The sequence below is a fragment of the Methylotuvimicrobium sp. KM2 genome (assembly GCF_038051925.1).
Lineage (GTDB): Bacteria > Pseudomonadota > Gammaproteobacteria > Methylococcales > Methylomonadaceae > Methylotuvimicrobium.
Window position 1 is genome coordinate 3,543,133 of record NZ_CP150634.1, and the last position, 26,527, is coordinate 3,569,659.

The 26,527-nt window shown below is 46.6% G+C and carries 12 protein-coding genes; all 12 read right to left on the reverse strand.

The features are described from left to right. Positions 1–31: 31 nt before the first annotated feature. Positions 32–238 (reverse strand): hypothetical protein, encoded by a 207-nt coding sequence (locus WJM45_RS14890; protein ID WP_341325865.1) that lies wholly within the window; start codon positions 236–238, stop codon positions 32–34. Next, positions 189–362 carry a type II toxin-antitoxin system HigB family toxin gene (locus WJM45_RS14895; RefSeq protein ID WP_341325866.1) on the reverse strand — a complete coding sequence of 58 codons (174 nt, stop codon included), beginning with the start codon at positions 360–362 and terminating at the stop codon, positions 189–191. Before WJM45_RS14895 ends, WJM45_RS14890 begins: the two co-directional genes overlap by 50 nt. Continuing rightward, a complete protein-coding gene (locus WJM45_RS14900; protein WP_341325867.1) occupies positions 334–6,621 on the reverse strand; it encodes a DEAD/DEAH box helicase in 6,288 nt (2,095 codons plus the stop codon). The genes WJM45_RS14895 and WJM45_RS14900 overlap by 29 nt, the downstream gene beginning before the upstream one ends. A 14-nt stretch (positions 6,622–6,635) precedes the next feature. Then, entirely contained in the window at positions 6,636–9,932 is a 3,297-nt protein-coding gene (locus WJM45_RS14905) for an STY4851/ECs_5259 family protein (RefSeq protein WP_341325868.1), read from the reverse strand. 271 nt (positions 9,933–10,203) lie between these two features. Then, positions 10,204–11,961 carry an ATP-binding protein gene (locus WJM45_RS14910; protein ID WP_341325869.1) on the reverse strand — a complete coding sequence of 586 codons (1,758 nt, stop codon included), beginning with the start codon at positions 11,959–11,961 and terminating at the stop codon, positions 10,204–10,206. Between the two features lie 126 nt (positions 11,962–12,087). Next, complete coding sequence (locus tag WJM45_RS14915; protein ID WP_341325870.1) at positions 12,088–13,281, reverse strand: restriction endonuclease subunit S; 1,194 nt, start codon at positions 13,279–13,281, stop codon at positions 12,088–12,090. Positions 13,282–13,341: 60 nt separating this feature from the next. Further along, entirely contained in the window at positions 13,342–14,400 is a 1,059-nt protein-coding gene (locus tag WJM45_RS14920; RefSeq protein WP_341325871.1) for a PDDEXK nuclease domain-containing protein, read from the reverse strand. Next, positions 14,397–16,001: a class I SAM-dependent DNA methyltransferase gene (locus tag WJM45_RS14925; protein ID WP_341325872.1), complete on the reverse strand. Its 1,605-nt coding sequence runs from the start codon at positions 15,999–16,001 to the stop codon at positions 14,397–14,399. The genes WJM45_RS14920 and WJM45_RS14925 overlap by 4 nt, the downstream gene beginning before the upstream one ends. A 244-nt stretch (positions 16,002–16,245) precedes the next feature. Next, positions 16,246–19,617, reverse strand: a complete 3,372-nt coding sequence (locus WJM45_RS14930) for a DEAD/DEAH box helicase family protein (RefSeq protein WP_341325873.1) — start codon at positions 19,615–19,617, stop codon at positions 16,246–16,248. 49 nt (positions 19,618–19,666) lie between these two features. Continuing rightward, positions 19,667–21,265, reverse strand: coding sequence for a sigma 54-interacting transcriptional regulator (locus WJM45_RS14935; RefSeq protein WP_341328953.1), 1,599 nt, complete (start codon positions 21,263–21,265; stop codon positions 19,667–19,669). A gap of 427 nt (positions 21,266–21,692) precedes the next feature. Next, the gene (gene ltrA / locus WJM45_RS14940; protein ID WP_341325874.1) at positions 21,693–22,943 is read right to left on the reverse strand and encodes a group II intron reverse transcriptase/maturase; all 1,251 of its coding nucleotides are present in this window, start codon (positions 22,941–22,943) and stop codon (positions 21,693–21,695) included. 738 nt (positions 22,944–23,681) lie between these two features. After that, complete coding sequence (gene mobH, locus WJM45_RS14945; RefSeq protein ID WP_341325875.1) at positions 23,682–25,556, reverse strand: MobH family relaxase; 1,875 nt, start codon at positions 25,554–25,556, stop codon at positions 23,682–23,684. Between the last annotated feature and the right edge of the window lie 971 nt (positions 25,557–26,527).

Consider the following 26,527-nt stretch of genomic DNA (forward strand, 5'->3'; position numbering starts at 1 on the left):
TTCTATCTTCCAACACCTGCATTCTAGGTTCTTAATAACAATCCGCGTTAAGGTACTTTTTGAGTTGTCCTGCATTGAGTACCTCGTAAAAGTTCATTTTCTTTTTCTGCGGGAGAATGATGTTTTTGCTGAAAGCATCGCCGAGGGTCGGATTGTTGCCTTCGGCGAGCAGTTCATCGATCTTGGCCTTAAAGGCCCCGTAGAAATCTTTGTGATTTCTGATAGGCTGAATATTCATTGATATTCTCGACATTAATCTTATCGTATTGAGCATGTGTGCCAATGAATTTCACCCAGACAATGCCCTCTCGATAGTTCATTTCTACAACTAATCTAAACACACAATACTTCCAAAAGTACATCTGTCGACCATCGTTCACCGTTTATTGCCTGCGCCCTTCCGCATGAATCAGACATAGAAACCAATTGGTAATCTACGCTATTGCCAAAGTCAAAGTAGCTTTCGGCTGGTTTTGCAAATCGTATGTTCCAGTATGCGACACCCTGATCAAACCGAATTTTTATTGCCTTACCTGAGTCGAATTTTATGATTAGTTTTCTGTGGTGCGGTATATCTTTTTTACTATCGAAAATATTCAACATGACAGCGGTATTAAGCTTTTTATCGATCCACTCCTGAGCAAAAGAAGCAAATTCATCTCGTTTTGCCCAGTCATGATGAGCCCGGTTCCCATTTCGGTCTCGCGCCTTGAATAGCGTATTCACCGTAAATTTATTAATCTTTGGATTCTTATCAAATACTGGCTTAAATAAGGCAGTCAAAAGCGATACAGCGGCAGGATTTTGAATGTATCGGTCGGAATAAACAACCTCAGTTACCTCGCCTCTCTCCCATAAGTCGCTTAATTCTTCATGTTGACCGCTGATAAGCTCCCAAAATTTAGAGCCGAAACTGTTTAGATCACCGTTAAGTTCGGAGCAGATTTCAATATCGAAAACCGATGTTTTGGTTCTGCGCATCCACCGAGATGTATCGAGCTCTACTACTTCGGCTGAAACATTGGCTAGTGTTTCAACCACGATTTGTCCTCGCTGATGCCATGAAGGGCCTGGAACCACCGCATTTGAAAATTTAGATGCAATGGTGAAGACAGCTTCGCCTTTTACGACTTGTGCAACGATAGGATTATCGTCACCGACTGTACTTTTGAAAAAACGTGCTCCAACAGTGGACAGGCGATAAAGATCATGTTGCAAATCCGGGTCTAGCGGATCAACCCCTATAACCAAATCAACCTTCACTTCATCTTGCAGAAGATAATTGTGAATTGCTTTTCGAAACGCTGGAGCGAGAAGATCCCATTCATTTTCATTTCCCTTAAGCCAAAGAGTAAGACGTTCAGCGCCTTCATTGATATGCCTACGCAACACTTCTTCGATTGAGCCGGGGCAGTATTTGGCATCCGTAATCAATTGCTCCTCTTCAGGTAACCTTGCATAGTTCGCAAAATTAGCTCCAAGCCAATCTAAAGCTAATTTACGATCCAGTGAGTCATGGTCATGACGGGTTTGGGAATCAAGTAAACATTCGCTACACGCAGTTTCGCAGTGACTACAATCCAAATGTTCAACCATTTTCGCTAGCAATGTTTCGATATGAATCGGCGCACTAGAAGCGAATCCTGCTCCGCCACTTATTATGTCGTACAGTTGAATCACTCGAATGGCCGCACCGTTTTCTAGTCTCGCCGGACGAGTTGCGTAACCTAGCTCGGAAGGGGAAATACCAAGAATGCCGGAAAGCGCAGCGCGTAACGCAACGGCTAAAGTTATCGCTATTGACTTGGCTTCTTCCGAACCATCGGCGAGAAACTCTCCCGACACAGGATGACGAAGAATCAATTCAAAAACATCGGTGTAAGCGTAGGCTCCCAAAACAACATTTGGAACAAGGCTCGACGAGCCTGAACATGGTAAACGTTTGTTGTTATTATCCTTATCTTCTTTGCTTGGCCTAGGGGGAAAATGGCTGCCTGATGGCGATAATGCGGAAGGATAATCTTTAGCGGTAACCATGGACTCTGCCCTTCCGCAGGATAAGCAAAGCGCATAGCCATATCCGAACTCACCAGAGCTATGGTGAAAGACTTTCCCATTGACGCCATAAGACATGTAGCCAAGCACTGGATTTGGAAGAGGTACCTTATTTGCTTCCACGAAAACCCAAGATGGTTCGACGGGAATAAATTTTTGATGCTCGATATTATTGGATACAGCTGCATATGCATCCGTCACGAAACCTGCCGGCTGCATAACCTTTTTAATATTGTCGGTCTTTATCGGTTTCCTACAATCACTATTGGAACAAAGCAGTTCCGAATTTCTAAGAACACCTTCATCGTAACCAAGCGCACCACAGCTGTCACAGCGCCATGCAATATCAAATTTCTGAGCTTCATTGGTATCGCTATGTAGATTATGCCAATGTAACGAAACACCAGCCGAACGAAACACTCTACCATCCAAGACAACTTCGGCTCCCGGAGCATATTCACGAATGGCGATAGCAAGGTTACGCGATGGCAATCCTTTATATCTGGAAACATTATCATCACGGTCTTTCTTAGAATTTTTTTTGTTTTCCTTCTCTCGAATGTAATCTTCAATCGAGAAATTATCGAAACTTACAACATCGGTAGGGAAACCATACCCCGGCAAGAAAGTACGAGCGGCCAGATCCCGCAAAAGATATTCTTCTGAATGACGGCGCTTTTCTATTCGAATACGCATTAAGTAGGGACTGTCAGGTTTTGCATTGCTTTCTTCGGCGACAAGATAACGGTAATCCTCTAACCAGCGCGATTGAAGTTGTTTAATCTTGACAATAGTCTCAGTACGCAACTGGAATGACGCGAGACCTTGTAACGCAGTGCCTTTAGCCAAATCGTTTACAGCTATGTCTATATCTAATACTGCGTTGCCAAGCCAACTGATAAAACGATCGCAAAGGGACTCTCCATGTTCGTCGTTAAAAAACCATTGTGTATCGAGCCGGGTCCTTTCGGTTTTTGTTATTCCTACCTCGTGACATAAAAAATTCGCCAACATCAGAGAATTGACATGCCTTTGAACTAATCTAGCGGAATTAAGCGCGACGGCAGGTGCTGGTATGACAGTTTCAAAAGGCCAAGAAGGGTTTGCAAAAACCTGTTGATCATGCGGATTACCCTTACACAAGGTATAAGCGAGTGCTCTCGCTTCCTTACTGCGCCCAGCCCGCCCTGCTCGCTGCAAATAGTTAGCCGGGTGCGGCGGTACGTTATTCATTACGACGGCAGCAATACCGCCAATATCGACCCCCATTTCCATGGTGGTGGAACAATTGAGTACATTAATTTGCCCTTTTTTGAACATTTCTTCGTAGTCTTCCAAACGTTCCGAAGACTGCTGTGCCGAGTGCTCAGCAGTACGATAGTAAAACCCTCCTTCGACTGCTCTATCGTTAAGGTTCGTCCACAGGTTTTGCGACCGTAGATTTCTGATCGCCTCGTTGCCGCCAACCAACTTTCTCACTTTTTCCAATCCGAGAACATAATCTTCCTGCGAATGATCAAACTCCCAAACCTCTGGCAACATCACCTCTCTAACCTTAAAGCGGTTACGTTCTTCATCAGTCAAACGGTTGAATTTGATATTCGTGGGCAAGTAAGGCGTTAACTCTTTAAAAGCGGTATCCAACAATTTATTGGTGACCGGACAAACAAAAGCTTTATCGACTAATGAGAACGTCATTTGTTCTTTTGCCAGATAGAAACGATTCCCATCGGACTTCAATACCCGATTATTTTCGGTCAATTGTAACCATGCTTTCCGTAACCAAAGATTCACTCGGTCAACATCGACCGTTTTGGCTGGATCCAGGTTGGTGGCCAATAACAGCATTTTGATCAATCGCTGGCTGAAATTTCCATTACGAATGTTAGGCCACCGCTTCACTTGATAATCGTCGATTTCTTCGGAAGCAGGGTTTCGCAAGAGCTTAGACGAAAAGCGAGTACCAATCCATGAACGCCAATCTTCCTCAAGCTGGATAAAGCTCCCTTCTCTGACATAAAAATCGAGTGCAACTTTTAAGAAGTCTTTCCAATCCGTTAGAGAGAGTCCGCTCTCTTGCCAATAATTCGGAAAAGTACTTATATCTTTTAGACCTGCATACCCGACCTTAACCAAGCCTTGGGTTTCAAGACTGTTTTTTAATTTAGGTCTACGCCTAAACTCGCGAAACAACAGCATTTCAGTTAATTTTAACGGCCCATCATTTTGCTTAAAAATTTCCGGTTTATGGTATTGGTTATAAAGTAGCATCGACGTTTTAATGTCATTCTTTTGCCTAAGCTCATTGGCCAGCTCACTCCATGTGAGCTCGGCCAATGTTGTAGAAGCACCTGATGCTAAGGCTTTCGCTTTCTCTTCCAGCTCATTAGCCATTGCCACCATCCCCATAGCCCTTAGGTTATTGGCTTGATCCAACAAATCTTGTGCCGTAATCCCCTCGGCAGGCGTGGATTGAGTTGATAGAGTCCTTTGGTGCGATGAAAGCACTTCTACGATAAGGCCGCGCACGCGATTTCGTTCCGCTTCTTGCTGCATGCTCACCGCCATACGCGCAGTCCCTTGGCGACTATCGGTAAAAGTAATCAGTCTGCGACCACGGCCGGGCAGTGACTGTGCGCCAGGCCCTTTTTGCCCAACTTCATTTTTGAAATCGGGGCAATATTCCAAGACGGTGGGTACCGCATTCGCTACATAAAACGGGGCACCCAATAATGATCGCCGAAAAGGCAACATCCCCTTGCTACCCGTATATTCGCAGCCAACTTTACTACAAACCACGTCACTATCATTCAGACCAAGTCTCACAGTCTCTCCTGACTTAACGTGAAATTCAGAACTATTCCTATCCAGCTCAACAGGAATAAACCCTAGGTCTTCATTGGGGTTGGAAGACAAAATAAGCGGGTTTTTAGCGGAACGCTGGGACAACTCCCCATCGGATGGCGTTTCGTCCTCGCTACCCGCCTCGCTCAACAAAGAAAACTCGTCTCCGCCCGACTCGTTCCACTGTATCAATTTGCCCCGTTTGTCCCGTGCCAATAAATGCGGCTCGTTGCATTCATTACAGAAGCCCACTTCAAAAACAGGACTGCCACAGCTACAGGTTTGGCGTTGGCTCACATAGACATAGCCGAAAGGCCAGTGTTCTTGTAAAGGCGTGTTCCTTTTCGCCTCACAATCTTTATTGAAACACGACCAGAGCCCTTGAATGGTCCGCTGAAAAAAATGCGCTCTAAGTTTCAAAAACGCGGGGGCATCTTCGGACGGTTGAGTACCTGTACAAACATCCAGCCAACGTAGAAGTTCGGATTGAGAAAGACTATGGCCTATTCGTCGATTAAACTGGTCTGAGATTTCTGACAATATTAGCGGCTTAGGCGTAGTCACTAAGATATCCCTAAGCAGTCTGGCTTCCGGCGAATGGACAAGCATTTGGTAGCGTTCGGGATGAATATAAGGCGCCTTGGTATTCGCACTCTGTATCCCTTCCAAATCATCCAATTTGACGGAGATATTCTTGCTACTCGGTAGGCTCGGAATGACCCGACTTCCACCCCAAACATCAATTTGTTCGAATGGAACTCCCGACAGGTCGGAGAGAAACTTCTTCAACTGTTGTTCAGTATCATCGCCTGCGATGGTTGCGGAAGTCGCCACAAAGCGAACCTGCTTGGGGCTCACCCCAAAGGCATGCATCACTCGGCGCAACTGCAAGGCCAATTCCGCTGCCTGTGAACCGGCATACGTATGTGCTTCGTCCAATACTATCCAGCGAAGAGACTGTTCTTTCCGGGACTGTTGTAAGATCGGCGCATCAATCTGGCGCACAAGCATATATTCCAGCATCGTGCCATTGGTGACGAGGATAGGCGCCGGCTCTTCCCGCATCAGTTCACGAGATAAGATCTCATTCGGCTTCAGGGCCTGTTCACTCCGGACTTTCGCGCGAAGCTCTTCAGTTTTGCCGTTGTAAAGGCAATACCGAATTCCTTTATCAAAGGATTGTGTCCAGGCATTTAAGCGTTCTCTTTGAGAATTGATCAGTGCATTGAGAGGGTAGAGAAATAATGCGCGAACGCCAATCAATGGCTTGCTGCCGTTATCCTTATATTCCCGGTAAAGATCTTCCAGCACCGGAACCATAAAACATTCGGTTTTCCCAGAACCGGTACCGCTAGTCACGACGACGGAATGTTTATTCTCAAGCAGCGACTTCCAACTCGCGAGCTGGTGCGTAAAAGGGTGCCAGTTCGCGCCAAAACGGTAGCGTCCATTTTGCTTGCCATCAAGCGCTTCCACAACTTCCTTACTTAAAAGTTTCTTTTTGAATGCTAAATCATGCATCGTGATGTCTGATTCTTGCCAACCAAACATCTGCTCAAAAATAGGCGGTGCTAGAAAAGAACCTTCCTTTCCGCATTCAGATTTCATTAAACGGGTTAAGTGCACACGCAATGCAGGATTAGTGATCCCCAAAACACCCAGTGTTGCTTCGGTTGAGCGCGATAAAGACTGTTCAACTAGAGAAGAAAAATATTTCGTCATGGAAACCCGGTTCCTTATTGATTATTTGCGGTATAGCGAAGCAGAGAATACTGATACACCCCATCAAACCACTCAGTATCAAAATCTCTTACTTGCCTTAAATTAAATATTCCGTCTGCCGAATCAACAAAAACCTCATCAAATTTGCTTTTTCCGAAAGCTACGGCTGCAGCAAACACAGGAAAATATACAACAGCGTTGTATTTATTATTTTCAGGCGTTAAGGAAATTGGACTTTCTCGTTGGAATAGATACCAGTCTTTCAAACGACGACGACCAAAGCGTGGCCAATTATCATCACCGCTTCTCGCTTGAATCAATTTTTGGTACCACTCAAACATAACATTTTGCATTACTTCTTTCTGCATTTGCGCCTCTTGAGGAATGCTTCCATCATTTAGCCACTTTTTTATATTGCCGTTGTATGACGGAACTGCCTCGCTGAGACGGTCGTACATTTTCTTGATAAGCTCGGGCGCAAATTCCTCTCTAACACCTCTCTGCAATAAGTCGTTCTTTAATCTTGCCGCTGCCTTTCTTATCTCTTCAATTGGAAACAACTCCCATATAAAGGGAAACTCCGTTTCAATACGGGCTATAAAGTCGATGGACATTTCAAACTTAAACATCGCCATTGCTAAAGCGGAAGGAATTTTTACCAAGGCTCGCCAAACTTCAAAAGTGGACAGTGGTAAGTAGCCGTAATTGTCGTATAAATTTCTTAAGAATTGCCAACTGCTATGCGCTGGATTCAATGCCATTGCATTGAGCACCGGCTCAAATGCATTCACAGGCAATTTTGGGTCGAATGTCAAAACCGCTCTCTGCAAATTGCGTATCTCACTTACAGGCTCAGACGGATTTGAATTTCCGGGTATAAATACCGGCCGAAATGTAACTGATGAACTTTTGGCAGGAACGATCAACCAAGGGCCTGCTCTATCAATAATCGCCGGCAATTCAAACTCGCCTGTAGCAACGCCTTGGCTCATGCGAGAGTGTAACTCGATGGGATGACGCTCCGGCTCACTCAACAGCATTAGCATGGGCTTGGGTACTTTCCTGTTATTAGCCGATGAAATCAATGTATGACGACTGGGACCGAAATCTATCCCGACAGCATACCGACCAATTCGACAAACGATATTGCTATCGATCGTCAGCTCTACAGCTTGGTCAATACCGGTTTGTAATGAAAGCAAGCTCTCTACCTGGTCTTTCAGGTTAAATAGATTCACTTCGACCGGTTTATCACGAACCTTTGCATGCCACGTATAGAAAGCATGTGCGGCTGAATTTCCTTTTAAACTTAATTCCATCCGATAGTTTGTTGCCGATTGCTCGGCACGTCCAAATAAATAAATACGGGCTCCCAAAAGATCCGAAACGGGCAATGATTTCGGCAAAGGCTGTTCATCTTTATCGAACGCCAGATAACCCGAACCTGGGAACGGCAGTTCTATGCCGATTGGGTCGCTTTCGAGGTTTGGAGTAACCAGTACCTTCACATGAGCAGGCGGAATTCCTTCTACTTCGAGAAATAATTCGGTATGGTCATCATGACGCAAACGTCGGGCTTTAACTTGAGATGTTTCCAATCGATAAAGGCAAGTAATGTTTGAATAAAAATGAATACTTCCTTGATTGGAGTGCTGGCCGCTTTTTAGCTCGATTTTAAAATCAACCGGAAGGAGGCCAATACGTTTTCGAAGCAGCGTTTCATTATCATTATTGCGAACCGACAAATAGTGACGCCCCAGTTGCTGTTGCAGCGAGCATGTATCAATCTGGCGCCCGGAAAGATAAATACCCGCCCCTTTCGTACCGAGTTCCGGTTCAGACTTGCCCCATTCCACGCTAGGCACGCCTAAGAATGTTAGGCTGGGCACACAAGGCCATTTCAAAAGATTACCTTTTAAATCAAGATCGAGATTTGCCGAGGTCGAATCCCCTATCCGAATTCGAAACCTTTCCTCGGCCAATACCCCGACAACACAAGTACCTTGTACATTGACGGTATGACAACCAAGACACTGTTCGCGCTCGGTAAAAACGCCCTTATCAATCTCTAATTCCGAGCCAGTGGGTAGCAAAAGCAATACGTCGGCACATTTGGTTTTGAAGCTAGCTTGCCCACAGAGTTGCCAATGGTCGTCAACAAACTCAAAACCAAGCGGCACTTCGCCAACCGCGACGGCAGTATTTTGAATGGGTATTTCAGCCAGTTTGGAGCCCCCATATAACGCAACGAGCGTCAGGCCATCACTTGGGGACTGCCGCTTACATCTAACAAGTTTATGTTTCAAGCGAACTCTAGCTCTCTTCTCTTCTAAAACTGCGTAACCCACGCCTAAGCTGACCAACTGTTCTTCTGCTTCAAAAATTGCAAGTTCTAAGCGGCATGAAGGCGGCTCGCCATCCAGATTGAAAGTGACTTCTTTTGGGAAGCTAATTTCTGATTGAAGAGCATCACTGCTTTGGTTGGTAAAGAAGTGTGTGCAATTCCACTGCCTGTTAACACCTCGTCGCGTACGTGTTTCTTTTGAAGCCGATTGGAGTAGGCCGTTAAGAAATTCAGTGCCCGTTTCTTCATCAAGGGGGATCGGGAAGCGTTCACGCCATTTTGGATTCACCACATCGAGTTCAATTACAGGCTCATTTTTTGTATCCAGCCCGTATAAATGAACGATAGCGACTAACTCATCCGCCATTTGCGCAATTAAATCTACCGACGTGTCTTCTGAAAAAACTTGAGGAAGCCCTGATTGTTCAATCAGACCAGTTACAAGCTGCCGTGTGGTTTGTCCCAAAAGCTCGGCATTTTCGTATTGTTTAAGGATCTTTCCGAATACCGTGTGAAAACGGCTGTCGGATTGTTTAAGCAGACGAAATGGCAATCCGCCTTCACTGAAGACCGAACCCAGAAAGTTCCTGGTTTCTGATTCATAAAAGCGAATCGGTCGCGCCCAATATCCCTCAAGACCATTTTGTACAACCCGTTCTCGCTCATTCGCGGACAACGAGAAACCTAATGTCTTCCAAATCGGATCCCAAGTCCAGCCACGCTCGTATTCACGCCGATACCACTCAGCACAAAACAACGTAAAACAAGCATTTGCACTCTTGTCGTTGGCGAAGTTAGCCTTATTGCCAAACTCCGAGAGCAAACGCTTTAAATCACCATATTCTTCATTACTGACATGATATTCATATAGCGGTCGCTGTTCAGGCTGCTTCAATGACCTCCGAGTTAAAAAGGCAGTGAGCCAAGAAGAAAACTGAAAAACCGTAGCCCCTCTAACTGTTTGCATACTTACATCCATATATTTCAACCTTTTTAACTATTTTTTTCTAGGGTGAGGCATATGCCACCAATTGTCTTATTTACTGGGGCATCCAGCTTTTGCGGATTACAGAAGCCTTTGCTCAAGATCTGATGTACAGATGAACAGAGGCTAACGCCATCAATACCGAGCGTTTACCCATACTGTTTGAACCACATGACAGCGTAACAGGGGCCAGATCAATAGACTGTGTGGATTTAAACGAACGATAATTTAGGTGAGTGAGTTTTTGTTATTTTCATTTCAATACACCTCCTTCATCAAGCAACCACTGATATTGGCGACGGGCTGCTGAAATCAAGTCGGAAAACGTAATGATTGAAACATTGGGTTCTCGGCGTTCGTGGATAGGTAGGTTGTTTCCTAACCTACCACCCATTACGATAACATTTATCTGTTGATCAATACTATTCTGGTGGAAGTCATTTCTATAACCAATCGCTTGTTGGTAGTCGTCAAAAACCAACGCATGACTTGGGCGCTTAAATTCGATTAACACCCTTTCACCATTAAGGTTTTGGGTAAGAAACAGATCAGGGCGCTTATCTGCTCTATCGCCAACATATTTTCTATTCAGGTATTCTTCGATCTGTCGTTTTAATGTGATATTTGAGCTAAATAAGCTGTACTCAACACCAAAAAGCCAGAGATTACCTTCAATAGCTTTATGGACATGACTCTCGAGCGTGTCATTTTTTGAGCAGAGTTCTTCAAGATAATCCAAAAAGGCGAGCCTGTTTGTGGCTTGTTCAGCAACCAACGCCATCTCAACCAAGCCAAACTCTTCCAACGCCTCTGCAAAACGTGCTACTTCAGAATGGCGTGCCGAGTTAATATGTTCCAGAACTATTCGATAATCATTTTGCTCCAATGCATCCAGCAGCACATTGACTACGGGTTCCAGCTTCTCTTCTGGCTCCTGGTAAAAGCGATCGAGAATTTTTTTAATCGCCTTATCAGCAAATTCGCGCCGGTTTTCCGGTAACCTGGATATACGATCTAATGCTTTTTTTCGTAATCTGGCGAGTGCCAAATGCATTTCCTGACCATAAACACTTTTTAGCCTCTCACGCAGAATTGGCTGAATCTTTTCTGTCAGTTCCCTCTCAATAGCGCTCCCTTCTATTAAAGCTCCCCAGTCGGCTGTAACGTCATCAGAACAACCCGTCAGTTCAATCTCACCAAAACATTTCTCGAGTAATTTTCTCGGTATGTCATCTGCCTGATCCAATCCGAAGAATATGGGTTCACCCACAATCTTGCCATCCACACGGATGGTTATCCCAGGCTTGCGCAACTTACGCTTCTGGTCACTTATCGTGCAACGCAGCACTCCAGTGCCTGTATCCAGTGGAATCGCGTCCTCATTATATTCGCCTTGAAGATCATCCACGCCCAACGGTTTATCATTAATAACAATATTGAAATTTTGTTCACGGCCGTATTCGGCAATCAATACCTGCTTTAATTTATGCTCATTGGGGAATCGTAAGCGTTGATTAAGATGAGATAGCGTAATACGTGTACCATGCTGGATTTCACTGCTATCTGATGTATGGATCTCTAACGGCATATCTGGGAGACCTTCATAGCTTTCCAACAGTTTATTATCCAATTCAAAAGCTGAATATCTACTCCGTGCCCACGTTTCCAGCTTCATTGATGTTGTAATCATCAGCCCTGCAAACTTGCCAATCCCTTTCCTGCCCTTAACTCTCCTACGTAAATTAGGCGTGTAATCACCACTGCGGTCGCGGCGATTCCTGGCAATGTTAAGGTATTCACTTTGTAGCTCGTTTATCGTCATGCCTGTGCCGTTATCCTGAACCACTATGGGGGAGTCGCTTAACGGTAGTGGCAATAAAATTAAAATCTCGGTTGCTTCAGCATCCCAAGCATTGTCAACCAGCTCCTTTAAGGCCTTTTCTGGTGAACGGTAATTTTCGCTCAGTAAAAAGGCTAATCGGGTGTCAATTTTGAAAGAGTGCTGAGTCATCGATAATTATCCTTTTTAAAACTTACCTATGGCAGACATGTCGCGGTATGCTTGAACATGCGTAACACAGCACGGAGAAAGAGTTGAGTATGGCTTTGGGGATGCGAGATGAGCGCTTAGGGTTGTTCATAGCTCACCGGCGAAGGCTTTTTGGCAGAGTGAGTCAAACAGTTTGCTCGACTTCTCTGAGAAAGCTTTGTTTATCCCATATTTTTTTATCGCCTTCTCTATAATCTCTGCATATTTTATTTGCAAATCTAAAGGCGGACTCAATACAGAAAGTTCTTTTAAAATCACGATTTTCAATTCAGCAAAAGTAGTGCCTGATGCAATCGATGAGTAGTTTGCCAAAAACAAATTCTTTAAATAACTTCTTAAGTAATCACTGTTAATTGAACTCTGATTTACTTTTATCCAAAGTACGCGCCCATCTTTGAAATAAAATGGGGTTTTAGAATTAACTTTCCATATTCTTCCATCATGGCAAATAGAAGGAAGCAACAAATCTCCAATTTTTGGTACACCAGAATGTTTCTTTAAATTCTCGTAATGATCATTTGATATATATAAATGAGGTTGAATATCTTCATTTTCGCCCAGACGGCCAACTTCAGTTCCCCTATAAAAAGGTATTCCAAATTCAGTAAACTCATCCACGAAAACTCTCTTGCTAGATCCTACTTCACAAATATCTCCAAGTTTTACCGCGCCCCAACCCTTAGGATTCGTCACCGGATCGCCGAACATGTCCAGAAACACGGAACGCAGGAATTCGTCGGCGAGTTGGATGGCTTGCTGGCGTTTGCGGCGGATGGCATCGGCTTTGTCGAGTATGGCGGCGATGCGTTTTTGTTCGGGTAATGGTGGGAGTGGGATTTCCAAACGCGAAACGTCTTTGGGATAAAGGTGTATTCCTTTTACCAGCTGTTTAATTTGAAATCGTGCTTGCGGCGAAGCGAACCAATAATTAAGAAACCTGGGGTCAAGATATTCCTGATTAGCCCTTGCAATGAGCCATTCACCAGTGGGTAACGAGCCGACAACCTTCGGTTCTGCGCGATACTGCTTACTTCCGACATAATCAGAATTGTGCGCCGCATTGAGAATTAAGGTATCGTCTAATTCAAGCTTTTTGTTTTCAAACTTTTCTGCCAAATCAAAATCGACAAATGACTGAAAATCGCCTGTGAAAACACCAGTTTCGTCAACATCCTTAATCTTTAATACCGGATGACCAACATCTCGCTGTTCTAACTTGGAAGGCGTTTTACCGTTAAATACGTTGGATACTTTTGAAAGCGCCACAAACTGCCAACTCACAACACCCCCTCCAAAATTCTCACCGCAACCGAAACCTCACTCAACCCGATCAATAACGATTCATTCATCATTCTCTCCTAACTCCCCCGCCAATTCCGCCTCGATCATTTCAATACTGGGTAGGCTGGCTTTCAGGTTGTCCGGCAACGATTGGGTCAGTTGATATTCCGATACGCCAATGGGTGTGTTGATGCCTTTTAAGGCATATTCTGCAATCAGTTTGTCTTTGGTGCGGCAGAGTAACAAGCCAACGGTGGGTTGGTCGCTTTCGCTTTTTAACTGGCTGTCGACCGCGTTAATGTAAAAGTTGAGCTTGCCGGCGTATTCCGGCGCAAAATCGGTGGCCTTGAGCTCGATCACCACATAACAGTGCAATTGCGTGTGGTAGAACAAAAGATCCAGATAGAAGTCTTTATCACCGACGGCAATGGGCACCTGCTGGCCCATATACGCAAAACCGGCGCCCAATTCCAGCAAAAACTGGGTCATGTGTTTTACCAGGCCTTTTTCCAGTTCATGTTCGTTGTGGTTTTCGGTCAACGCCAGAAAATCGAAAACATAAGGGTCTTTTAAACTTTGTTGTGCGAGATCGGATTGTGTAGAGGGTAAGGTCTTGGAAAAATTGCTTATCGCTTTGCCCTTGTGTTGCCATAATCCGCTGTCTATCTGATGCACCAAGACATTACGGCTCCAGCCAAACTCCAGCGTTTCGCGTACATAAAATAGCGCTTCTTCCCGGCTTTTTGCTTTACTGACGATGATGACATTATGCCACCATGGGATTTGTAAAAATTGCGTAGCAGCCTGCTGCGCAAATTCGATATCACTGGACCAAAAGCGATACCACCTGCGAATCTGTTCCAAATTACGCTTGGAAAAACCTTTGACGTCGGGAAATTCCCTCATCAAGTCTTGGCTTAATTGGGTTAAAAAACCTTGTCCCCACTGGCTGTTTTGTTGCTTGTCAAGAATTTCACCACCCAGCTGCCAGTAAAACTCCAGCAACTCCCTGTTGACGGCGACGGCAGCCTTTAGCTGACGTTGCCGAAAGCTTTGTTTCAGCTCGGCAAGCCATTGCTGGTAGTCTTTGCTTTGAGTGATGGCAGCACTTTTTTTCATAACATCCCCTCCAGGTCCTTGAGGTCTTGCATGATATCGGTTTCCAAATCCATCAGGCGTTTCAATATAACTTTCGGTTCTTCATATTCCTCTTCCTGATACACCGTTTCCTTATAGCGATTGATGGACAGATCATATTTGTTGTCGGCAATGGCTTTGGCATCGACGACAAACGCCTTTTGCGTTTTATCGCCAAAAACAGTTTCAATCTCGGCTGCCGGCGCATTCGCTTCCACTAAGGCCCGGTATTTTTTCCACTGCGTAATGGCGTCCGGCAGGTCATTGCTCCCTTCGCCTTTGAGCGGTGTGCGTTTATCGTCGAGCGAATAACCATCTGCTTGCAGGTCGTAGAACCAGACCCTTTCGGTTGTGCCGCCTTTGGTGAATATCAGAATGGCGGTACTCACGCCCGCGTAAGGCTTGAACACGCCGCTGGGCAAGCTGACGATGCCTTCGAGTTGGTTGTTGTCGATCAACTCTTGACGCAATTGCTGGTGGGCTTTGGATGAACCGAACAACACGCCATCGGGTACGATCACCGCCGCACGACCGCCGAGTTTCAATGCCCGTAGAATATGGGCGACGAACAGCAATTCGGTTTTCTTGGTTTTAACCAGACCCAACACATCGGGATTGGTATTGGTTTCGTCCAGACTGCCTTTGAACGGCGGGTTCGCCAGCACGACATCAAAGAAATTTTCTTCCTGCTTTGGATAGTGTTCTTTAATCGATTTGTTCAGCGAGTCCTGATACAGAATATTCGCGCCGTTGACGCCATGCAGCGCCATGTTCATGCTGGAGACGCGCAGCATGGTGGTGTCGAAATCGAAGCCCCAGAACATCTGTGTGTTGATGTGGTTGCGGTAGGGTTCCAATAAATCACCGGTGTAATGTTTGTTGCCGTCTTCGTCTGCAAAGGTACCGGCATCGCTGGAATGCTTACGGTTTAAGTATTCCATGGTCCGCGCCAGGAAGCCGGCGGTGCCGCAAGCCGGATCGCAAATCACATCGTTCGGCTGCGGATCGACCAGCTCGACCATCGCGTCGATAATATGCCGGGGCGTGCGGAACTGGCCGTTAATGCCGGCGGTAGTCAGTTTACTGAGCAGGTATTCGTAGATATCGCCTTTGACATCGCTTTGCATCAGCGGCAGTTCATCGACCATTTCGATGGCGGATACTAAGACCGACTCGTTTTTGATTTCCAGGTCGGCATCCTGCATGTATTCGCCAATATGACCCAATGCTTCCAGTGCATCGCCTTCGTTACCCAATCCTTCTTCGTCATCGGATTTTTGGCCTAGTTTGGCAAAGTTAGGATAAACATTATTTTTAAGGTGTTTGTGCAGCTCTGTACCGCTAAGGTTCTTAAAGTTCTTCCAACGCAAAAGTTGGCCTTCGGGTGTGTTGGGGAATAGCCGGTCGAAGTTTTTGCCCGTGCGCGCGGCTTTGCGTTCGGCCACCTCTTCCTGCATGTCCAGCATGCGGGCGAACATCAGGTAGCTGATTTGCTCGATTACGGTTAAGGGGTTGGTAATTCCTCCTGTATGGAATTTTAGCCAGAGTTTGTCGATATCGTTTCTTAGTTGGCCTGTTAGCATGTGTTTTTGTTAATCCGTGTTAGTACGAAATAATGAATCCAGTTTAATTCGAGAGACAGTTTCTCGCTCCCAAACTCTGGTTTGGGAGTGTATATAGCCCAAGCTCCGCTTGGCCTATCACCAAGCAGAGCTTGACGGTAGGCATTCCCAAGCAGAGCTTGGGAACGAGCTAGCAGAGCTTGGGAATGAGCTACGAGCTATATACAACGAGTATAAAGGTTTTCCGGGATCGATTGCTTGCCCATCATGTTTGCGCCTCCTGCTTTAAGAAAGGTTTCAGTACGGCAATCAGATCATTGACATCATCCGGCTTGAATACCCCATCGATGCCCTCGTGCGAGACGCTGTCGAAGGGCGGTTCGTAGAGCTTTTCCACCACGATGGAGCCGTGCTGGGCAATGTAGTTTTTCAGCAAGTTTAAGAATCGCACTTGCTGCGCGGTGAGACTGGGATGATCGTGCAGAAAGCCTTTGAAGTGGTCTTCTATCGCTTCTGGATCGAGGCCGATCAGTTCGCGCACCGTCAGCTGCAATTGGTCTGCGGTGCGCCCATAAAATTCGTTAAGGATCTCCAGACTGACACCCGGATGGCAGGTGAGTATAGTCGATGTCAGTGACTTCAGTTCCGATTCGGCGATCGCTTCACCCTTGCGTATTTTTTGCAGGGTTGGATTTGCAGCGATCATGTTATCCAAAATGCTTTTCAATCGGCGACGGTAGATCATTGCTTCGTTGGCGCCCGCTATTTTAACATCGCGATCTGTCTCCATTACCCCGGTATCATTGGTTTTAGTCGTATTCGTAGTATAAGGCGGATCAATATGTGATTGCCGGTATTTCATAATGCCGCGCAATTCTTTACGGGCGGTTTCCAGTTTTTCGATGCTGGGTTGCTGCCAGAATTCGGCGCTGCGTACCTCGGCGATGACCGCGTCTTTTTGACGAACGGCTTGAATGTTGACTGCGAGTTTGTCGAGTTCGGCTAACAATTGATTGCGTCCGTCATCGAAGCAACTGGCTTGCTCAACCAGGCAACGTTCAATATTTACAATGAGCTTGTCCAATGCGGTGGCGTGCTTGTCGCGTAATACTCTGGCGGCCATCAACGGCGCAATCGTATTCGCCAATAGATGTTGGGTTTTTGCGTCCAGCGTTTTTAACGAATCGGTTTGCTGGAGTTGATGCACCACGCGCAGTTCTCGTTTGACTGCAATGCTGGTGTCGGGCAGGTCGTTGAAGTCCGCGCGCAACAATTCAATGGCCGTATCAAAAGCGGATGCATGATTTTGCTTGAGCGCCGCCTGGGCGAGTGCCAAACGCGCTTCGAAGGTAGTTTGCAACAGCGACTTGCCGCCCGTGTCTTCCGGCTCTTGATATTCTTGTTCGAAGAAATCGAAATTGCCGTAATGATCGAAGATTAAAAACTCGGTTTTGTGTTTGCCCGGTCCGAATAGATTGGGGCGCAAACGGGTACCCCGGCCAATCATTTGCCAGAATTTCACCCAGGACTTGATCGACTTCGCAAAGACCAGGTTGACCACCTCCGGCACATCGATACCGGTGTCGAGCATGTCGACCGATATGGCGATGCGGAAATCATTGTCGGGCTTTTTGAATTCTTTGATCAGGCTATCCACATGCGGAATCGCGTTATGAATCACTTTGCATACTTTGCTGCCGTATTGCGGGTACAGTTTGCAAAATAGCTTTTCCAGATGCTCGGCATGATCTTGGCGCTGGGCAAAAATAATGGTCTTACCGACCAAAGACCCGGTTTCGTCTTTAATGCCGTTGTTGATGAGATTTTCCAGAATGATACGGTCGGTATCTTCACTGAAAATTTTACGGCCGATGTCTTTGCCGGCAATGGTAGTGTTTCTGGCTTCTTCCTCGCCTAGGTCTTCTTCGAGTTGGCGTTGTTGCGCTGCGGTTAGGTCGTTGTAATGAATCCCGTCGCGTAAAAAATCCGTGGTGAGATCTTTAGCCCGGAACGGTACTAGATAAGGCGGTTCGTTATTGATCGCGGCATCGAGGCCAAACTCGAAGGTGGGATCGGTGGTTTCGCAATCGAAGAGTTCGAAGGTGTTACGGCTGATGAATTTAACCGGCGTTGCGGTGAGTCCCACTTGCAACGCGTCGAAGTAGTCGAACAGATCCCGGTATTTGTTATAGATGCTGCGATGGCTTTCATCGGCAATGATGAGATCGAAAAAGCCGACATCGAGCTGAGTAAATCGGTTCATCATGCCCGGATAGGTCGCAATAAAAACGCGAGCCGTTTGATCGATGCGGTTGGTTTCACCGATGATGCAACGGGGTTCGCTGGGCAAGTTTTGCTTAAAGGCCTCGTCGGCCTGTATCCTCAGTTCTTTCCGGTCGCACAGGAACAATACGCGCTTGGCCCAACCGGTGCGCAATAGGAGTTCGTCCAAGGCGATGGCCACTCGGGTTTTGCCGGTGCCTGTTGCCTGAATGATCAATGCTTTGCGGCGTTGCTTCTGGAAATGCGCGGCAACCGTTTTAACCGCTTCGATCTGATAGGGACGATCGGCAATGCGGAGGTCGGGATTAAATTTTTCCAGTTCGGCGGCGCGATAATGACGCTGGTAAATCAGATAGTCCAGACTGTCTTTGCTGTAGAAGCCGTAAACCGGACGGTAGGTGTTGTACTGGTGGTCATCCCAGATAAATGTCTCGTAACCGTTGCCGTAGAAAATGACCGGACGCTGGTAACCCATGTATTCGAAGGCATCCGCGTATAGACGGGCTTGTTCTCGCCCCGCTTGCAAATTGGTTTGGCCGGATCTTTTCGCTTCGATCAACGCCAACGGCTGGCCGTTATCGCCCCAAAGCACATAATCCACATAGCCCTTGCCTGATGGGTTGTCGGGATAAAGCACTTCAAATTCTTGCCCGACCTGCTGTGGATTTTTAATGTCCCAACCGGCTTGCAATAACATGGCGTCGATCAGCAAGGCTCGGGTTTTATCTTCCTTCCATTGCAGGCTATCGGCGACTTGCTGGCTTTGTTGTTGTCGTTTTTGTTGGTCCGGTTTGGCCGGCGCCTCCAATCGCTCACTATTTTTGGTACGTTCACGCTCAAACGACTCCATGACGCGCTGCAGCTCGTCTTGCTGTTTTTGCAGTTCCTTTTCGTAGCTGGAGACCGACTTTTTCAGCCGGCTCAGGGTGGCTGTGGGATCTTGCACAGCCTGAAATGCCTGAATATCGTCTTTTGCTTTGCCGTAGTATTTGATCCCCATATACATGGCAAGCTGATGCGCCGCACTCAAAGCCATTTGCGCGTTGCGAATTTCGCCTTTGGCGCCATGGGCGGTGTCGTTGCCTTGAATACGCAGAAAATTGATTTGGTGAATGAGCGATTTGCTGACGCAATCTTCAAACACCGAATTTTTGATGAGTTCATAAAAGCTGGATTGCGGCAATCGCGGTAATTGTTCTTCCTTGTAGATCGTTTTGGTGAGTTCTTCCGCAAAGCTTCGTAAACGCGTTAAGGCACTACCTGGATCGATATGAAGCACAGCCTCGGCTAAGCCGCCTAAATTGGCCAGCACCTCATGCTGTGGTCTGAGAAATTCAAAATTGATAGATTTCATAAAGATTATTCTGTCCATACCGGCTTTATAGCGAAAGCCGTGCCAATGTTTATTTCACATCGTATTTTTCGATCCAATTATTCAATGTCTGATAATTTTTCAGACCTAGCATCGCCGCCGCTTTACTTTTATTGCCATGGTTTTCATTGAGTACGCGTTCGATATAATGCGTGCTAACTTCTTTTATAATTTCATTTATATCAATACCTTGAGATATATCCCTACCTAATATTCTGTCTTGACTCGGGCGGCTTTCAAGCAATGCCTCGCGAATATCGTCCGCTGACAGAAGTTCACCCTGTTGCCATAAAGATGCACGGAGTATGGTCGCTTGAAGCTCTCTTACATTACCAGGCCAACCGTAGTGCGTTATAAATTTTAGTGCGTTAGCAGAAAATTTTTTATGAATATACCCAGGAACATTAGCGGCATCATGGTTAACTTTTTCCAATAACTTTTTTGCAAGCAAAGGCAAATCACCTTGTCGCTCACGAAGCGATGGAAGGGTAATCATACCTACTGCCACTCGATAGAATAAATCTTCTCGAAATTTGCCCTCGGCAATATCGTCAATCAGGTTACGGTTAGTGGCATCAATAATGCGCACATCGACCAGTTTCTCAGTTGTAGAACCTACCGGAGTCAACGTTCCTTGTTGAAGCACCCGTAAAAGCCTTACCTGTGATTCCAACGGCAATTCGCCAAACTCGTCCAAGAATAAGGTGCCGCCATCAGCCTGCTCAAAATATCCTTTCTTTGATACATTCGCTCCAGTAAACGCACCCTTAGTATGGCCAAATAGCGTCGTATCTATTAGATCTTTTGGAATTGCACCACAATTTAATGTCAATAATGGCATGTCAGACCGGCGACTCGCATTATGAATTGCCTTGGCAAATAACTCTTTTCCCGTTCCGGTTTCGCCATAAATCAATACCGGAACGTCTCGTTGAGCAATAGTCGCCGCTTTCTGTTTCAAGGTTCCCATTATGCCAGATTGCGTCAATATGTCGGCAAATGCCGCCGTATCAGGCGCTTGTCCTGAAAACAAGTTTGAAAACTTCGCATCAGTCCTTTTTGCTAACGCAGGTAAAAAGTCGGCAACGATATCAAATGGCAAGTCCGGCTCAGATACTCCTTGTTCGATGGAGGACTGCACGAACTTCGTCGAGTACTTGGCTTTACCCAATAGTATCGAAACAGCCGTCATAGCCGGAGTGCCCGACGTTATTTGGATTGTATATTCGGCTTTTGGATAAGTGCTTTGGGCTTTATCCAGCATCGAATCAAAGGCGCGATAGATATCTCCAAAATGCGTTGGATCGGATAATGAAACCGGATTTTTTGTGATGGTTACATCGAAGCGCTCCTCAATATGGCGGAGAAACGAAGCAACCTCAGTTTCAGGTTTATCATATATCAGGTATAGGACATCATATCGCGAAGCCTCCAAAATACTTTCTAACGGTCCTGAACGCTTCGGATTCGCTGCCACACGAATATCCGTGTTTCCAATCCACGAAAAAAGTAATCTATTTTTCATTAATAATTTTATCAATTTAATAAAATAAATTATGCTTAAGTATCCGCGAAAATGAAGTACTGTCAATCCTGTAATCTTACCTTGAATGCTATCCTGGTTAGGCATTTTCACCGATCTAGTTGATGATGTTACTCCTCTGCTAACTTATTTCGGGAGGCCGAGCAAGCGCGCCAAGATTTTTCGCGAAAGCTGAAATGGGGTCCGTCCGATTTCAGCAGCGAAAAATGACTTGGCGATTATTGCCTTCGGCGGCCCCGATTCGCCCTGCGTCCGTGCCACTACGCCACATCATCGTATACTCGATGCGGCTCCGTAGCACTCCCACAAATGGCTTTACGCCGTGTCGCGATGCCTTGTATTTTGCCTCCGCCTGCGCTATTCGCGCAGACTCCGGCAAAACACCCGGCGCTACGGCTATCGGGGACTAAAAATCTTCACTTCGCTAACGCTCCGTTGTTGAGTAGACCGCAGGCACTTCCCCCACAGACTCTCGCAGAACGGTACGTGAACCTCTCGATTCATACCGCTCCCATCAGGCAAACGCACCTATCATTCCCGCCCGCCAATGGGCAAACAAGTTTGGATGTTGATCTGCAATCTTCTCCAGAAACAGCATTGCCTTTATTTTATGCTGGCGTAGCGGCTTGAACTTTCGTCTTACCCACCTCACCAGAGTCATGTTGACGTGACGACACATACCATATAACGCAGATCGGGTATAACAACCATAATAGCCTATCCATCCCCTAATGATGGGATTCAACCATTGTGCTATTTGCCCTAAGCTCAACTCGGTACGCGTTCTGACTCGTAACTTTCTGACCTTTCCTCGCATTGACTTCAGCGCCGCTTTACTCACCGCCGGCGTAAAGTTTACAAACACACTGTTTCTTTTGCGATTCCTACACAGTCGCCGTCTGAACGTATACCCCAGAAAATCAAAGGAGGTATGCTTATAGCGCCCTTTGCGACTTCCATCTTTACAGTAAACAATCTTGGTTTTCACCGGATGAAGTTCAAGCCCACAGGACTGAAAGCGTTGTTTCAGTGCTTCCAGCATGTGTTTGGCTTCTGCCTCACTCCGGCAGTGCACCAGACCATCATCGGCATAACGACACCAGGGTGTATCCGAGTAGTGCTTTTGCAACCATTTGTCGAAGACATAGTGCAGAAACAGATTACTGAGCACCGGACTGACAACTCCACCTTGTGGCGTGCCTTTTCCCCGGCTACTCAATTCCCCATTGGGCATCTGCATCGGCACCGTCAACCAGCGCTCGATATACAATCTCACCCAAGCCGTATCGGTATGCTTATAGACCGCTTTAAGCAATAGATCATGCGGTATATTGTCGAATAATCCCTTAATATCAAACTCAAGTACCCAGTCATAGCGCCAACAACGTTCTCGCGTGACACCCACCGCATCGAGTGCTGACTTATTCGGCCTGTAGCCATACGAGTCAGGCAAAAAGTGCGGCTCAACCTGGGGTTCAAATTCCAGTTTGACGACCATCTGAGCAATACGATCACTCACGGTGGGTATACCCAAAATCCGTTCGCCACCTGTTTTCTTCGGTATGGCTACCGCTTTGACAGGCGGCGGGAAGTAACTGCCGGACGACAGCCGATTCCATAACTTGTAAAGATTGTCTTTCAGATTTCTTTCAAAATCTGCCAACGATTGCCTATCAACACCTGCAGCACCCGCATTGGCTTTCACCAATTCAAATGCACGCATCACTTGCCATTTCGAAATGACAAATGGCTTTGCCTCGCTCATATCATCCTCCTGCCTTTCAACAGTTGTGATAGCAATAAAGGCTGCCTGATGTTGCCCCTTCGCTCCTCGTTCATTACAAACGCTTCAACACTACTACGAGCAACTCCGCCCCAGTATCACGCATCGGTACTCTCATACTTATCAATTTAGTGATTTGCATTTCTCCCTTAACATCATGATGACTGGTTCCCACAGTTCCCATTGAAAGCCCGGTACAGAGTCACGCCCACTATACGCCGGACACCATCTGCACAGACTTCGGATCCGCTTGCAGACTCATCCCTGAAGTCTTGGACGCCCCAGGTTTTGATGTCGAGTCTCTGAATAACGACGCGTCAACATAGGTTCGGTTTAACTCGTCTCTCTGTACCCTACCTGCTAATTATGAATTAGCTTTTCCTCAACGCTCACTACCTGCACTCTTAATACAAGCAGCTTGAGGTGGTTTAAAGCCGGTTTCCGACAACAGACTTTGATGGACCTACCATCATCTTCCAATGAGCTTATACACATCTGATCGCTATTTCCGTATAGCGTCAGTTTGTGTGCCTGTGGCACACTCCAAGATTTTCAGCGAACGAGAAAAAGCATATAACGGCGCATTACTTAATTAGTTGTCGCATTGTAAGATGCTTTTTAGTGACCGAGTTTACTGGTTTTCAGGATTGGCTAAAGGATGCGGAAAGGACTAATTTTTAAAAAGAATTAATTTAGCACAAGCGACTAAAAGTAATGCCGTCAAGAATGAATCTTAGTCAAATGCGGATTAGCCGTTGGCGGCTCTTTTCCTCCGAATACCAGCGATTCGTCATTAAAAAGTATCACATTGATCGTGGCCGATTTTTTGCCGCCTTCGACTTGGTATTTGATCACATTCAAGCCATGAACATCGCGAACATGCCAATTTTTCTTCAAAACTTTTTTCTGGATGGACGCCCAGTCTATGCGGCCGTCGGTTTGTGCCGATGCATAATCCTGGAAAATGCCGGGCGTCATTAGTGCCACGCCATCGTCGACTATGTGCACGCGAGCTTTGGGCCGATTGGTTTTTATTTCGCCGTTTTGTATGCCGTTGCGTAGCCATGCAAAAAACGCATCGGCAGGATCGTCCGTTTCATCATTGACCGGTACAGCCGATTCCGATTGTGCATTGGTATGGCTTTTCTGTTCTGTTGTGATGGCATCCGGATCGGGATTTGCCGGTTGACTTTCATCGAGAGCCCTATCGTCCGAGGGTAAGAAATTCTGCAAGTCAAAATCTTGCCTAAGTTGTTGTCGATTTGAAGCCGGTGATTCGTCTTCCGGCTCCATGGTCAAACTCGGCTCGTTTTCCTGATTGTGCTGCGATTCTTCAGGAGCAGTTTGATCCGAACCGGTCTTCATTGGCGTTATTACAGGACTTGGCCGACTTTTTTCGTTGCCCGCCGAAGCGCCTAACTTCGTTGACACCTCCATTTCGGCCGGGATGATGCGTCCCTCGAATGCCTTCGGTCGACTGTCGGAGTTTGGCCAGAGTTTCGCGATTGCAATGCGGATCATCGTCAATTCGTTGCTCCACCCTTCCCCCTCGACAATGCAGGGCCAGATGGCTTTATCACCATACGGGACCAAAACACCATGCTCCTGAAGAATATCGAACAGTCGGCCGTTTTTCGTGGGTACGCCGGTATGGCCTTCCTGGGTTAATTGATCTCTGATTGCATCCACTGTCCGTTTACTCACCAACCAACAGTCATCACCGCTGATCCAGCCGGCGGCTCCGTTTCTGTTTAACGGCAACTCTCCTGCGTTCAATAAATAGCGTAAAGCGGTCAGCATTTTTTCATGCAACGGTTTAGTCTTGACCACCGGCATTCGTCCGGAGTCTGCACCTAAATTGGTGGCCACCGATTTGCCATCGGCGATCCCGATAATTTCCCCGATGGATGGCGCATTGTCGATGTCGCCCGATACGCACGCTAACCATTGAGAAAATATGTATCGATCACTTGAGATCCAATTTAATGCGTAGGCAGGAATAATCCGATGGATTAATAATAATGACGCTTTTTCGTGTAAGCGGTATTGCCGGCCATGCTGGAATTCCGTGCTGTACCACGCGCTCTGCTCGTCTAAAAACGACTCCCAAGGCGACCACGACTTTGGTTGATGATCCAGATCGTAAACGGTCACGGTTTGATCGACGGCGACCTTGGCCACGTCATGACAGAGCGCGGCCAGGAAAACGGCGTAGGTCCATAAGTCTTGTTTGGCCGCGATTTCTTCGGCACCGCCGGTTTCCGATAAAAGATACGAACGTCGAATCTTCAACGCATTGACACAGACTTCCAGGGTATGCGTCAGCATACCTCCAGGGCCGGCATGATGATGCACTTCCGAGGCCGGCAACAGTTGTACGAATCGCGCGAAATTGCGCAGCGCATGGAGATAATAGCGGTTGAAATTGCGTTCCGACAATCCGGCCAATTCATTGATTTGTACAATCAGTCCCTTGTGGCGAGCCAACAGATCGTCTACTTTCCGAACGGTCAGAATACCGGGAATCTTGGGCGGAGCCGGCGTGGCTGCTTCGGATTTTTTCCGGTCTTTTTTTAGCCAGTTAAAATGCAACATGGGCTTATTCATCTCATAGAACTTTCTTGCCGTAGTCTTGCAGTAACCCACCCAGAGCGACATAGCGATGCGGCGCCGATGGCCTGCGACTCCGTATCAAACCTATTTTTGGGCACGGTTCCGAATGAACTTGCCCCGCCCCACTCCCGCATACCAACGACCAATCGCCGAATAACGCTGGGGCAACAAACCTCTGATTAAAAGCGATGCAGGTTTTGGAGTCGTCGTGTCGCTCAAGATAAATGTATTCTCTATTTTATAAGACTTTGTGGTAGATACAATTTTCGGTTCGACTGCGAGGTGCGTTATGTGTAGATGCCTGAAAATATCAACCGCAAGACCTGCAATAGTCATATCTAAAGTGAGCTCTAACGTCAATACAGAAAATGGTCTAATTTAAGGTGAAACCTGCTTTTTAAAAAAATATCACTTGTCATTATTGCGCCGCAGACCTTTCGGTTCATGGCGGGCTGCGGGCAAAGGGTGAATCAGTTTATCAACACGGCCCGAAGGACATTCACGCTTTGTCCATAGGCCTGTCACGCGGCATGTCTACTAGCCGAGACTTCATGTGGTGCCGCGTAATTCAGGCTTTGATATAGATGTTTTCATACTTAACGCTCCATAAGCGTTCCATAAAGACATTGGCGGCCTCATCGAACGGCCAAAACCGGCCGCTGAGGATGCTGGCAAAATTTTCCATCCCTAAGTTCAGTGAATGGCAGCTTTTCGGCAAGTAACTTTGCGTCCTCTTTGGCTCGACCCGGCCAAAAGCCGCCGGGCGAAACAAAAATGCAAATGGTAAATGTCTAGCCAAAAGCGGACATAAGGTAAGGTGAGTTTACGAACCACGCCAATCGCGAACTACCGGGCTTACGCGGCTGTCCAATTTAGATTTATATTTAGGGCGCCGCCTACCTCCCATCGTGTGTGTGGCTAAGGTTTCCCAAAGCCCTTACAATCACCGAAGT

Bases quoted from the DNA above. Each gene is read 5' to 3' on its own strand.
- WJM45_RS14890 (WP_341325865.1), bottom strand. From the start codon at position 238: ATGAATATTCAGCCTATCAGAAATCACAAAGATTTCTACGGGGCCTTT.
- WJM45_RS14895 (WP_341325866.1), bottom strand. From the start codon at position 362: ATGTACTTTTGGAAGTATTGTGTGTTTAGATTAGTTGTAGAAATGAAC.
- WJM45_RS14900 (WP_341325867.1), bottom strand. From the start codon at position 6,621: ATGACGAAATATTTTTCTTCTCTAGTTGAACAGTCTTTATCGCGCTCA.
- WJM45_RS14905 (WP_341325868.1), bottom strand. From the start codon at position 9,932: ATGCAAACAGTTAGAGGGGCTACGGTTTTTCAGTTTTCTTCTTGGCTC.
- WJM45_RS14910 (WP_341325869.1), bottom strand. From the start codon at position 11,961: ATGACTCAGCACTCTTTCAAAATTGACACCCGATTAGCCTTTTTACTG.
- WJM45_RS14920 (WP_341325871.1), bottom strand. From the start codon at position 14,400: ATGAAAAAAAGTGCTGCCATCACTCAAAGCAAAGACTACCAGCAATGG.
- WJM45_RS14925 (WP_341325872.1), bottom strand. From the start codon at position 16,001: ATGCTAACAGGCCAACTAAGAAACGATATCGACAAACTCTGGCTAAAA.
- WJM45_RS14930 (WP_341325873.1), bottom strand. From the start codon at position 19,617: ATGAAATCTATCAATTTTGAATTTCTCAGACCACAGCATGAGGTGCTG.
- WJM45_RS14935 (WP_341328953.1), bottom strand. From the start codon at position 21,265: ATGCCTAACCAGGATAGCATTCAAGGTAAGATTACAGGATTGACAGTA.
- ltrA (WP_341325874.1), bottom strand. From the start codon at position 22,943: ATGAGCGAGGCAAAGCCATTTGTCATTTCGAAATGGCAAGTGATGCGT.
- mobH (WP_341325875.1), bottom strand. From the start codon at position 25,556: ATGTTGCATTTTAACTGGCTAAAAAAAGACCGGAAAAAATCCGAAGCA.